The organism is Winogradskyella endarachnes, from assembly GCF_009741275.1.
Classification (GTDB): Bacteria; Bacteroidota; Bacteroidia; order Flavobacteriales; family Flavobacteriaceae; genus Winogradskyella; species Winogradskyella endarachnes.
In genome coordinates this window covers 494,247-507,458 of the sequence record NZ_WOWS01000002.1, presented here as the reverse complement: position 1 = coordinate 507,458, position 13,212 = coordinate 494,247, and the positions used below count along the sequence as shown (strand labels likewise).

The window sequence follows — 13,212 nt, the reverse complement described above, 5'->3', positions numbered from 1 at the left end:
GCTATGAAATTTACCTGTAGTTTTAAATAGTTATTTTTTAGGAATATTTTTCAAAATCTCTAATACAAATTCCCAATACTTCTGGGCGGAAGAAATCTGAGCACGTTCATCAGGTGAGTGCGCACCTTTAATGTTTGGGCCAAAACTAATCATATCCATATTAGGATAATTAGTTCCTAAAATCCCACATTCTAGTCCTGCGTGGCAAGCTGCAACGTGAGGTTTCTCTCCGTTGTTTAAACGCTCGTAAATTGGCACCATCACTTTTAAAATATCAGAATCCATATTGGGTGCCCAACCAGGATAATCGCCAGAGAATTCAACCTCGCAACCTGTTAATTCAAAAGTAGCACGTAATGTATTCGCTAAATCATTTTTTGTACTATCAACCGAGCTACGTGTTAAACAGCCTATTTTTATCGCGCCATCTTTTACAATAACTCTCGCAATGTTATTTGATGTTTCAACTAAACCTTCAATATCAGGACTCATTCTGTAAACACCATTGTGTGCTGCATATAACGCTCTAGTTAAGCCTTCTTGCACACCTAAATCCATAATTTTTTCAGGAAGCTCTGTTTTAGACACTATAATTTCTAAATCTGGTTCCATGGTTTTAAATTCCACTTTAAGTAAATCAGCAAAATCTTTCATTTCAGCCTCAAAAGCAGCTTCATGCACAGCATCTATGGCTACTATAGCATTACTTTCTCTTGGAATGGCATTACGTAAACTTCCGCCATCAATTTCAGAAATTCGTAATCCAAAGTTTTCAAAACCATCAAATAATAAACGATTCATAAGTTTATTGGCATTTCCTAAACCTTCATGGATTTGCATACCTGAATGACCTCCTTGTAAACCTTTTACAGTAATCGTATAACCAATTTTAAACTCAGGTGTTTCTTCTTCTTTGTAATCTCTAGTTGCTGTAACATCTACGCCTCCAGCACAACCTACGCCTATTTCATCATCTTCTTCGGTATCTAAATTTAAAAGGATTTCGCCTTTTAGTAAACCTCCTTTTAAACCTTGTGCACCTGTCATTCCGGTTTCTTCGTCAATTGTAAACAAAGCTTCTAACGCAGGATGAGCTATAGAATCACTTTCTAAAATAGCCATAATGGTTGCAACACCTAAGCCGTTATCTGCACCTAGTGTGGTACCTTTTGCTTTTACCCAATCGCCTTCTACATACATTTCAATACCTTGCGTATCAAAATCGAAAACCGTATCATTATTTTTTTGGTGCACCATATCTAAATGACTTTGCATCACAATTGGCTTTCTATCTTCCATACCAGCCGTTGCAGGTTTACGGATAATAACATTACCTACTTCGTCTTCAATAGTTTCTAATCCAAGATGGTTTCCGAAATCTTTCATAAACTGAATCACGCGTTCTTCCTTTTTTGAAGGTCGTGGTACTGCGTTTAAATCTGCGAATTTGTTCCAAAGTTGTTTTGGCTCTAAGTTTCTTATTTCCTGACTCATATATATGCCCAAAAAATTGGGTATCTTTTAAGTTAATAATTCATTTTTTAGTTGTGCAAATTTACGAAATATGAAGCAGTCTTTGTTGGGATTATAAACTTGTTTCATTTTCTGTTTTGTTACTCTAAACTTTTCTACTCTGCATCCTTGTATCTTTACAACTTTTCAAACTTCACTACTTTAAAACGTTAACACTTCCCAACCTTCCAACTTTTCCCTAAATTTGAAACATGCGCAAAAACAAAAAACTAATCCTTGTTATTTTCTTCGGAATTCAGCTGCTTATTTTATCTCAATTAAAGCATTATCCTGAATTTGTTGAGCAATTTTACAGCAACGGAATTTATCAGTTTTTATCAAAATTATCGCGTTATGTTTTTGGTTGGTTGCCTTTTTCTATAGGCGATATATTTTACACTTTAGCTGGCATTTATCTAATAAGATGGCTTATTATCAACAGAAAACGCATTGTAAAAGATACTAAAAATTGGTTATTAGATATTGGTGCCACCTTATCACTCGCCTATTTTGCATTTCATATGCTTTGGGCTTTCAATTATTACAGACAACCATTGTATAAATCCTTAAATCTTGAAGCAGAATATACCACAGAGCAACTCATCACATTTACAGAACGTTTAATTAAAAATTCGAATTCACTTCAAATTCAACTCGTAAAAAACGATACTGTAAAAGTTGAATTACCATACTCAAAAACAGAGGTTTTGGCTATGGTTAAAGATGGTTACCAATCCTTATCTGAAGAATATCCACATTTAGAATACCATCCTAAAAGCATTAAAAAATCTATTTACAGTTTGGCGTTAACGTACATGGGATTTTCTGGTTATATTAATCCGTTTACCAATGAAGCTCAAGTAAATGGTTTAATTCCTACGTATAAATTCCCAACCACATCCTGTCATGAAGCCGCGCATCAATTAGGTTATGCTGCCGAAAATGAAGCTAATTTTATTGGAAGTTTAGCTGCCATTCATAATAAAGACACTTATTTTAAATATTCTGGTTACACATTTGCCTTACGTTATTGTTTAGCCGAAGTTTACCGACGTGAACCAGAACGCTATGAAACTATATTACCTACCATAAACAAAGGCATCTTGAAAAATTATCAAGAAAATCAGGATTTCTGGTACGCTTACAAAAATCCGATAGAACCATTTTTTGAAAAAACCTTTGATAATTTCCTTAAAGCGAACAACCAGTCCGCAGGTATGAAAAGCTATAGCTACGTGGTTGCGCTTTTGGTTAATTATTATGAGGACAAAACTTTGTAATAGTTCTAATAAGTTAGTTTGAACACAGTAGAAACCTCATTCAATCACAAAAAGTATTATTTCATTACATATTGCACACTCTGCATGGCATTAAGTCGGTAGAAAAAGTTAAATATATCAATTTATAATTCATCTTCACACTTAAATTCCTATATTTAAAATCATTAAACCAACCCATATATTTTATGTTAAAACATTACTTACTACTGCTCGTACTGATGTGCAGTTTTTCATTATTTGCTCAAGATTACTTTCCGAGTAATTCTGGTGTCATAGCAAATAACACTAATTACACGGCATTTACAAATGCAACGATACATGTCTCACCAACGGAAGTTATAAGCAATGCCACGCTTCTTATTAAAGATGGCAAAGTGGTAAGCGTTGGTCAATCGGTTTCTATTCCAAAAAACACCACAACCATTGACCTTTCTGGTAAAACAATTTATCCTTCTTTTATTGATTTATACACCACATTTGGTGTAGAAAAACCAAAAAGACAACGTGGCGAATCTCAATATGGACCAAGCCGGAGCGGTTTTTACTGGAACGACCACGTAATGCCCGAACAAGACGTAATGACCTATTTTAAATACGATAAAAAGTCCGCAACAGAATTACTTAACTTAGGTTTCGGAACCGTAAACACACATTTTCCTGATGGTGTGGTGCGCGGAACTGGTGCATTAATTGCTTTAAACAATGATGCTGACAATGCCTTACGCATCGTTGATGCCAAAACATCTCAGCATTTTTCCTTTAGTAAAAGTGCCAAATCAAACCAATCTTATCCGTCTTCTATAATGGGAAGCATGGCATTATTAAGACAAATGTATCTCGATGCCGATTGGTATGCCGAAGGCCATATTGACACAAAAGACTTATCGTTAGAAGCTTTAAATAACAACAAGAATTTATTGCAGATTTTTGAAGCTGGTAGCAGAATAAATCTATTACGTGCCGATAAAGTTGGCGATGCTTATAACATTCAATACACCATTTTAGGTGGTGGCGACGAATACGAACGTATTAGCGAAGTTAAAGCGACAAATGCCACCATAATTCTTCCATTAGATTTTCAATTGGCTTATAATGTTGAAGACCCTTTCTTAGCAAGCACGTTGTCTTTGAGCGATATGCGTTCTTGGAATCAAGAACCTCACAATCCGAGATTATTAGCTGAAAACGGCATCAATTTCACGTTGACTACACATGGTTTAAAATCTAAAAAATCATTTAAAACCAACCTAATGAAAGCCATAGAAATGGGACTTTCTAAGCAAAAAGCTTTAGAAGCTTTAACAACGGTTCCGGCTTCATTATTAGGAAAATCAGATGTTTTAGGAACTTTAAAAGCAGGTAGCTACGCTAACTTTTTAATTACCGATGGCGATATTTTTGAAAAGAAAACCAAATTGTTTGAAAACTGGGTTCAAGGTACTGCTAATGTAATTACTGACATGAGTAAAACAGATATTGATGGCGCGTATACCTTTAAAATTAATGGTTCGGATTACGAATTAAATATCTCTGGTAGTACAAGCAAACCTAATGCTAAAATAAAGAGTGATGATAAGGATTTAGGTACCAAAATGAGTTACAATGATGATTGGGCGACTTTCACTTTTAAAACGGCAGACAGCACAAAACAAGAGTTTATTAGAATTGTTGCCAACGCTACTAACCATAATTCGTTGAGCGGAAAAGCTATACTATCTAATGGTAATGAAATGCCTTTCAATGCTATAAAAGCAAAACAAAAGGAAGATAAAAAAGATGGCAAAAAGCGCCATGACGTTGTAAAGGAAACCCCTTTTATGAGTCCTATTTCGTATCCTAATTTAGCGTATGGTTTTGAAGAAAAACCTAAATCTGAAACCTTATTATTTAAAAACGCAACCGTTTGGACAAATGAAAAGGAAGGTGTTTTAGAGAACACAGATGTTTTAATTAAGGATGGAAAAATTTCTAAAATTGGTAAAAACCTTTCAAGCAAAAAAGCAAAAGTTATTGATGCTACTGGCAAACATATAACAGCTGGCATTATAGATGAACATTCACATATTGCAGCGTCATCTATAAATGAAGGTGGACAGAATTCCTCTGCAGAAGTAACTATTGAAGATGTTTTAGATGATGAATCCATTGAAATTTATAGAAATTTAGCAGGTGGTGTAACTTCAATTCAAATTTTACATGGTTCGGCAAATCCTATTGGCGGACGTTCTGCTATTATAAAATTAAAATGGGGAGAATCTGCCGAAAATTTAATCTACGATAATTCGCCAAAGTTTATAAAATTCGCTTTAGGAGAAAACGTAAAACAATCGCGTATGCGAAGAAATTCGCGTTTCCCACAGTCTAGAATGGGTGTTGAACAAGTCTTCATAGATTACTTTACGAGAGCTAAAGCTTATGATGAATTAAAGAAAAGTGGCCAACCATACCGAAAGGATATAGAAATGGAAACGCTTGCTGAAATTCTAAATAGCGAACGCTTTATTTCTTGTCATTCTTATGTGCAAAGTGAAATAAATATGTTAATGAAAGTTGCCGAGCAATTCGATTTTAAAATTAACACGTTTACTCACATTCTTGAAGGCTATAAAGTTGCTGATAAAATGAAAGACCATGGCGTTGGTGGTTCTACTTTTAGCGATTGGTGGGCTTATAAATACGAAGTAAATGATGCTATACCTTACAATGCAGCAATTATGCACAATGCAGGTGTTACAGTAGCCATAAATTCTGATGATGCCGAAATGTCTAGACGACTCAACCAGGAAGCGGCTAAATCGGTAAAATATGGAGGCATTAGTGAAGAAGAGGCATGGAAATTTGTGACTTTAAATCCGGCGAAACTTTTACACTTAGATGATAGAGTTGGAAGTCTTAAAGTTGGAAAAGATGCGGATGTGGTCTTATGGACGGACCATCCTATGTCTATTTATGCCAAAGCAGAAAAAACAATTATTGAAGGCGTTACGTATTTTGATTTAGAAAAAGACAAGCAAATGCGTGAAGCCATTAAAAAAGAAAAAAGCGAGTTAATTAATTTAATGCTTCAGGATAAAAACAAAGGATTAAAAACCCAACCTGTTAAGAAGAAAGAAGACAGACTGTTGCATTGCGATTCAATGGATGGCGAACATACAAATCATTACCACTAAACTCTAATAAAAATGAAAACTATACATAAAATACATATAGCCTTATTTTTATTGTGTATTACATTAAGTTTTGCACAACAAACGCCTGCACCTAAGCAAACTAAAGATTTTGCCATTGTTGGTGCAACCGCTCATATTGGCGATGGAACCGTTATTGAAAACAGTGTAATTGTGGTTAGTGATGGAAAAATTACAACCATAGGACCAGAAGCCTCAACACCACTTACAAAGCAAGCTATGAACATTATTGATGCCAAAGGTAAGCACGTATATCCTGGCTTTATTGTGGCTAACGGAACTTTAGGTTTAGTAGAAGTAGATGCTGTAAAAGCCTCTGTAGATTTATCGGAACTGGGAACTTACAATCCTCATATAAGAAGTATTATCGCCTACAATACAGAATCTAAAGTTGTGGAATCTATGCGACCTAATGGTGTGTTGCTTGGACAAGTTGTGCCAAGAGGCGGACGAATTTCTGGCACCTCATCTGTGGTTCAATATGATGCATGGAACTGGGAAGATGCAGCTATTAAAACGGATGATGGTATCCATATGAATTGGCCAAGCAGTTTTAGTCGTGGTCGTTGGTGGTTAGGCGAAGATGCCGGACTTAAACCAAACAAAAACTACAACAAACAAGTTACAGAATTAGAAGCTTATTTCACAGAATCTAAAAGCTACAATAATGGTGATAAAAAAGAATCTCATTTACCATACGAAGCTATGTCTGGATTATTTGATGGTTCTAAACGTTTATACATTAATGTAGATGATGAAAAAGGTATTACTGACGCTGTTAATTTTGCTAAAGCACAAGGTGTCTCTAAAATTACTATTGTTGGTGCTTACCAAGCCGATAAATTAACCAGTTTCCTAAAAGAGAATAATGTATCTGTTTTTCTAAGACGTGTACACTCTAGACCAGAACTAGAAGATGATGATTACGATTTACCTTTTAAACTCGCAAAAACATTAGTCGATGCAGGCGTATTAGTGGCTTTAGAACCTAGCGGACAAATGGAACGTATGAATTCTAGAAACCTTCCATTTTATGCTGGCACAACAGTTGCATACGGATTAACAAAAGCACAAGCGTTGCAATTAATAACTGAAAATCCGGCTAAGATATTAGGCATTGATAATTTGTATGGCACACTTAAAGTTGGAAAAAGCGCCACTCTTTTTATTAGTGAAGGCGATGCTTTAGATATGCGAACAAACATATTAACGCATGCATTTATCGATGGTAGAAGCTTAAGTTTAGAAACACACCAAACGACGCTTTGGAAACGTTATTCTGAGAAACTTAATCAGCCAGATAAATAGTTATAGTTTACACCCCTAAAGTTCCCTCAAGGGGACAATCCATAGATTAAACTTGGTAGGATTGTCCCCTTGAGGGGACTTTAGGGGTGTTTTTGAAAGAAAAGAAATTAGTAATTCTATGTTTAAAAAAATTGAAGCTTCAAAACATTTAAGAAAGAGCAATTATATTATAAATATTGATATGAAACCTAAATAAAAAAGCGAGCCAATTGGCTCGCTTTTTTTATTCATTCAGCATGAAGTGATGCACCTCATCTCTAATTTATATACATTACTCAATCACTTTTGCACCTTCTGGTTGCACAAATAATTTTGCATCTGGCGCTTTTTCAGAAAGTACGATATCTTTAAATGCAACGGTGTTTCGTTTTTCTGTTGGTAGGTTATTTTCATACTTATACCAATCTATACTAGCTGGTACTACCAAACCGTTAACCGTTTGCCAATTGTTATATCTTATAAAATGAAAATCGTCACTACCTTCATCTTTTCCATATGTTACCGTGTAACCTAGCCATTCCATTTTCCCTGAGTCAGCATCATAAAAAATCTTGTACTGGTCATTTGAAGATTCGCCTATACCATCTTCGTAAGAAATCAGAATTCCAGGATACGATTTGCCTTCAAAGACTAAAGGTTCTATATCTTTATACTGTATACCGTCATCACCTAAAACAAAAGGCATGGCATAGAAATAAAACATTAAGCCTTTATAAAATTTTGGTTTGCCTTTATATTCTTTTCCGTCTTTTTCACTAATCCAAAGCGTTGCACCATCAAAACCTTGCGTGTAATTTGGAGTATCAATTTGTTCTGCTCTCGTTTTTAAATTTTCTGTAAAAACTTCTTTTCCCGTTGGTTTATCAATAGAAAAGGAAAGTGTTTTCATTTTATTCCATGCTTCAATAGTACCGTGAGCATTAAAAACTTTAGTGATAGATTCTGGATAAATACTGGTTGTGATGTTTTCTGATTTAACCGGTTCTATCATTTTCTCTGGTTCTTGTTTTGTTTCGTTTTTACACGAAATTATAAGCATTGCAAAAGCGAATAATGGTAATAATTTTTTCATGGTATGGTTTTTATTTAGTTTCTTTTGACGAAGACAAATTGCATACATTACAAAAAAAGCTTCAGAAATTATCTGAAGCTTTTTTAATTGGAAAGTAATTATGTTTTGTTGACCTTTAATTTTTCAATGATTGTACGAAAAAATCATCTTATTTATAAGAAACATTAGCAAGAGTACTATATCGTTGCTCTTTATCAGAGTTATATATAGGTTTTACGTTAAAGCTCTTTGATTTTGTGCTCTCATAATACGAACCATCTCTAAGTTGCTTTCTCATAAATTCTGAGGTATTGTAAACCTCAAATACTAGGAGCTTATTATGCCTGCCAACTTTAGATTTTGCTTCTATTCTAATTTTATAAATTAAATCATTTATTTCTTCTGCCCCTTTTAAACCCATCGTTTTAGTTGATGACAAATGCGTATTGCTTTCATAAACAACCCAATACAAGATTTTTTCTTCAACTTGACTCTCTGTTACTTTTTCCTTCAACGACAAAGTCTCATCCTTAACATTTGTAGGCGTATTAGTAACTTTGTTTAACTTTGCATTTGCTACAATTTCCATAAAATCGATTTCTTCACCTATAGTTCTACTTTTCTCCATATACATAACAATCCAATGTTTTTCAAATTTGGCTTGTATTACATAATTTCCGTAAGGCAATTTATCTAGACCTACTCTGGTTTTAACACTATCTACTTTTATAGTTTCAAAATGGTCATCATTTAATATATCAACTTGTTGAATCTTAATGTTAGCACTTTCTAAAATGAGACTATCTCCATGTTTATTGAGTTCTTGTTTCACTAACAATTCACTAGTTGTAGAATTATCATTTTTATGAAAAACAATCTCCTGACTATATGAAAATAGACTAATTGTAACAACTACTAAAAAGCAACATTTTTTAATCATTTTTTTCATATCAACTACTAAAATTTAAATATTATTTGTTTTCTCTATATGACTGGCATCTATTTTAAGTAACATAAATACGATACTTATTAGACCGTATTTAATCTATAATGTCACAATCATATATTACAACACAACAATTGCTCCAAAATCCATATTCGTTTATTTTTATTAGAAATTCGCTTAAATTAATATGCCATCTATCGCTTAGATTAAACATTATATCTTATCTCAAAATAATTCTATTAGATGTAGTAAATTCTTAACTTTACCTTTCTTTTGAAGACCCATTTTATATGAATAAGATTATTACAAGCTCACAAAATCCACTAATTAAGCAATTGGTTCTGCTCAAAGAAAAATCGCGGCAACGAAAAAAATCTGGGCAGTTTTTAATTGAAGGCAAACGTGAATTATCTTTGGCGATTAAAGGTGGTTATAAGATAAAAACACTTTTGTTTTTTCCAGATTTATTTTCGGAAAGTGAAGCAAAAGCGATGAGTTCTTATGGTATAGAAATTATTGAGATTTCTAAGGACGTATTTCAAAAATTAGCACACCGAGATACAACCGAAGGCGTTATTGCGCTTGTAAATTCTAAAAACCATAACCTCGAAGATTTAAAACTTCAAAACAAAAATCCTTTAATTTTAGTTGCCGAAGCACCAGAAAAACCAGGTAATATTGGTGCCTTACTACGCACAGCTGATGCAGCAAATGTAGATGCTGTGATTATTGCTAATCCCAAATCAGATTTATATAATCCTAATATTATTCGTTCAAGCGTAGGCTGTGTCTTTACTACAGAAATTGCCATGGCGAGCTCTGAGGAAGCCATTGCTTTTTTACAGAAATATAATTTCAATATTTTTTCGGCTATTCTTCAGGAATCTAAACCTTATCACTTACAAGATTATACCTTACCAACTGCAATTGTTGTTGGTACAGAAGCCACTGGTTTAACTCAAGAATGGCGAAAAGCAGCCACACAGAATATTAGTATACCAATGCAAGGTGTTATAGACTCTATGAATGTTTCTGTTGCTGCAGGAATTCTTATTTTTGAAGCCAAACGCCAGCGCGATTTTAAATAAATGAAAAACGTCAGTTCAAGTGATTTTTTTGAAGAACGATAAAATTGTATCGAGAACCATGGTAAACAATAAAATTCTCGATACAAAATTTCTAAAAAAAATTCACGCGAAGTGACGAATTTACAAATACAAAAATGACAGCAAATACCCTTTTCTACATCATCATAGCCATTATCATCATCAACTTTATAATCGATAAAGTTTTAGATGCCATAAATGCTAAACATTACAATGACCCAATTCCGGAAACACTAAACGATGTTTACGATGAAACTGAATACAAAAAATCTCAAGCTTATAAAACCGTAAATTATAAATTTGGGCTAGGAAGTTCTTTATTTTCATTTGCACTAACTATAGGATTTTTGCTTTTAGATGGTTTTGAATATGTAGATAATATTGCTAGAAGTTATTCAGACAACCCAATCATCATTGCTTTAATTTTCTTTGGAATAATTATGATTGCGAGCGACATCATCACAACACCATTTGGCTATTATAAAACTTTTGTTATTGAAGAAAAATTTGGGTTTAATAAAACCTCAAAAAAGACTTTTATTTTAGATAAATTAAAAGGTCTACTCATGACCGTTATTCTTGGAGGTGGTATTATTTCCCTAATTGTTTGGTTTTACCAAATTACAGGAAATCAATTTTGGTTATATGCTTGGGGAATTATAACCGTTTTTACTGTGTTTATGAATATGTATTACTCTAAACTCATTGTGCCTTTATTCAATAAACAAACACCTTTAGAGGAAGGCGATTTGCGCACTAAAATTTCAGCATATGCAGAATCTGTAGGTTTTAATCTCGAAAAAATATTCATTATCGACGGTTCTAAACGAAGCACAAAAGCTAATGCGTATTTTTCGGGCTTTGGAAACGAAAAACGTGTGACGCTTTACGATACCTTAGTTAATGATTTAGATGATGAAGAAATTGTTGCCGTTTTAGCTCACGAAGTTGGCCACTACAAACGCAAACACATTATTTTCAATTTAATTACCTCTATCCTACTCACCGGTTTAACGTTGTTTATTCTTTCTATTTTTGTTTCAAATCCTTTACTCTCTAACGCGATTGGTGTTGAGACGCCAAGTTTTCATGTTGGACTGATTGCATTTGGTTTACTGTATTCGCCTATACAAGAAATCACAGGACTGATTATGAATTACGTATCGCGTGTTTTTGAATATCAAGCAGATGATTATGCAAAACACACGTACAAAGCAGCACCTTTAATTTCGTCGTTAAAAAAGTTATCCAAAAATAGTTTGAGTAATTTAACGCCTCACAAAGCGTATGTCTTTATGCATTATTCGCATCCAACTCTTGCAGAACGCATTCAAAATTTATTAAAATAAAAACCAATATTAATCTTGATTAATTCTTCAAAGGACGACGACTATATCAACTTAAACATCATTGAAGCCTCAGAATCTGATTATTTATACACCGAAACTTCTCAAATTCAAAATGCTGGCAAAGGCCTATTTACGGCTATCGATATTTTTGAAGATGAAATTATTGCATTGTTTAAAGGTGACATTATTAATAATCTAGAAGCAGAACAAAGAGCGCAACGTAACGAGGATAGATATTTTATCAATCTACTAGATGGCTCAATAATGGATAGCATGCATACAGATTGTTTTGCTAAATATGCCAATGATGCCGAAGGTTTAATAGAAAGTCCATTTAAAAATAATGCCATTATTACTTTAAATGATAACGATAAAGTTTGTATCAAAGCCGCTAGAAACATTGATGCAGGCGAAGAAATATTTTGTAGCTATGGTGAACCATACTGGAAAAAACACTCTAATTAGACCTAACCTCTTCTACTCTATCTTTTTTTTAGGAAAATTGTGTATTAACTTCACATTATTATAACATAAAACAATCGCTGTTTTTATAACTTTGAATACAGAAAATATAAAATCATGACAGAGCTAAAAAATAGAAAAGCAATAATTACAGGAGGCAGTAGAGGTCTTGGAAAAGCAACTGCGATTGCATTTGCAAAAGAAGGCATTGATGTTGCTATCACAGGAAGAAATGAAGAAACTCTAAAAGCAACCGTTGAAGAATTAAAAGCTCTAGGTGTTAATGCTACTTACGCTGCTTTTGATATCAGTAATTATGAAGACGTTAAAACAAACATTAAATCTTTAATTGACACTTTAGGTACTATAGATATTTTAGTAAACAATGCAGGTATTGCGGCTTTTGGTTCTTTTATAGATATGGAAGTGAGCCAATGGAGCCAAATTATACAGACCAACCTAATGGGAATGTATTATGTAACTAAAGAAGTTTTACCACATTTAATTGATAAAAACGAAGGTGATATTATCAACGTATCTTCAACTGCTGGTTTAAATGGTAATGCCACAGTTTCTGCATATTCAGCATCTAAATTTGCAGTCATTGGTATGTCGCAATCACTAATGAAAGAAGTAAGAAAAAACAATATTAGAGTATGTACATTAACACCGAGTACAATTGCTTCAGATATGTCAATTGGCTTAGGTATTGCAGATAGTAATTCTGAAGACAGCGTTTTACAACCAGAAGATTTTGCAGAGTTAATTGTATCAGGATTAAAATTACCAAGACGCGCTATGATGGCTAATGCGTCATTATGGTCTACCAATCCGTAATTTAGTGTAATAAAACTATTAAACAGAACCCACTTTATTGTGGGTTTTGTTGTTTTACCACGTCATATATTTAGTTTTTCACCACATAAACTATAATATCATCAATTAAAAATCTTCCTTTAGTTGATTTTATAATTAATGCCAAATTTATGTTATCCAGACGCCATTCAACA

The 13,212-nt window shown here is 33.5% G+C and carries 10 protein-coding genes; 7 read left to right on the top strand and 3 right to left on the bottom strand.

Annotated features, from left to right (window positions below):
* Window positions 1-30 precede the first annotated feature (30 nt).
* Complete coding sequence (locus tag GN138_RS06900; protein WP_157363061.1) at window positions 31-1,494, bottom strand: aminoacyl-histidine dipeptidase; 1,464 nt, start codon at window positions 1,492-1,494, stop codon at window positions 31-33.
* A 230-nt stretch (window positions 1,495-1,724) separates the two neighbouring features.
* Here GN138_RS06900 and GN138_RS06895 point away from each other — a divergent pair, with 230 nt between their 5' ends.
* The 3 genes from GN138_RS06895 to GN138_RS06885 all read left to right on the top strand — a co-directional run bounded on the left by GN138_RS06895 (window position 1,725) and on the right by GN138_RS06885 (window position 7,288).
* Window positions 1,725-2,792 carry a DUF3810 domain-containing protein gene (locus GN138_RS06895; protein WP_157363060.1) on the top strand — a complete coding sequence of 356 codons (1,068 nt, stop codon included), beginning with the start codon at window positions 1,725-1,727 and terminating at the stop codon, window positions 2,790-2,792.
* A gap of 185 nt (window positions 2,793-2,977) precedes the next feature.
* Window positions 2,978-5,962, top strand: a complete 2,985-nt coding sequence (locus GN138_RS06890) for an amidohydrolase family protein (RefSeq protein WP_231743048.1) — start codon at window positions 2,978-2,980, stop codon at window positions 5,960-5,962.
* 12 nt (window positions 5,963-5,974) lie between these two features.
* On the top strand, window positions 5,975-7,288 hold the full coding sequence (locus GN138_RS06885; RefSeq protein ID WP_157363059.1) for an amidohydrolase family protein: 1,314 nt from the start codon (window positions 5,975-5,977) through the stop codon (window positions 7,286-7,288).
* Window positions 7,289-7,559: 271 nt separating this feature from the next.
* On the opposite strand, the gene GN138_RS06880 is transcribed toward GN138_RS06885, so the two are convergent.
* Window positions 7,560-8,360, bottom strand: a complete 801-nt coding sequence (locus tag GN138_RS06880; RefSeq protein WP_157363058.1) for a DUF6503 family protein — start codon at window positions 8,358-8,360, stop codon at window positions 7,560-7,562.
* A 148-nt stretch (window positions 8,361-8,508) separates the two neighbouring features.
* Window positions 8,509-9,288 carry a hypothetical protein gene (locus GN138_RS06875; protein WP_157363057.1) on the bottom strand — a complete coding sequence of 260 codons (780 nt, stop codon included), beginning with the start codon at window positions 9,286-9,288 and terminating at the stop codon, window positions 8,509-8,511.
* A gap of 287 nt (window positions 9,289-9,575) precedes the next feature.
* Between GN138_RS06875 and GN138_RS06870 the strand changes: the two genes are divergently transcribed.
* From GN138_RS06870 to GN138_RS06855, 4 genes are all read left to right on the top strand, one after another.
* Window positions 9,576-10,373: a TrmH family RNA methyltransferase gene (locus GN138_RS06870; RefSeq protein ID WP_157363056.1), complete on the top strand. Its 798-nt coding sequence runs from the start codon at window positions 9,576-9,578 to the stop codon at window positions 10,371-10,373.
* Between the two features lie 134 nt (window positions 10,374-10,507).
* On the top strand, window positions 10,508-11,740 hold the full coding sequence (locus GN138_RS06865; protein ID WP_157363055.1) for a M48 family metallopeptidase: 1,233 nt from the start codon (window positions 10,508-10,510) through the stop codon (window positions 11,738-11,740).
* A gap of 15 nt (window positions 11,741-11,755) precedes the next feature.
* Complete coding sequence (locus GN138_RS06860; RefSeq protein WP_157363054.1) at window positions 11,756-12,205, top strand: SET domain-containing protein-lysine N-methyltransferase; 450 nt, start codon at window positions 11,756-11,758, stop codon at window positions 12,203-12,205.
* A gap of 114 nt (window positions 12,206-12,319) precedes the next feature.
* Entirely contained in the window at window positions 12,320-13,039 is a 720-nt protein-coding gene (locus GN138_RS06855) for a 3-ketoacyl-ACP reductase (protein ID WP_157363053.1), read from the top strand.
* Window positions 13,040-13,212: the final 173 nt, after the last annotated feature.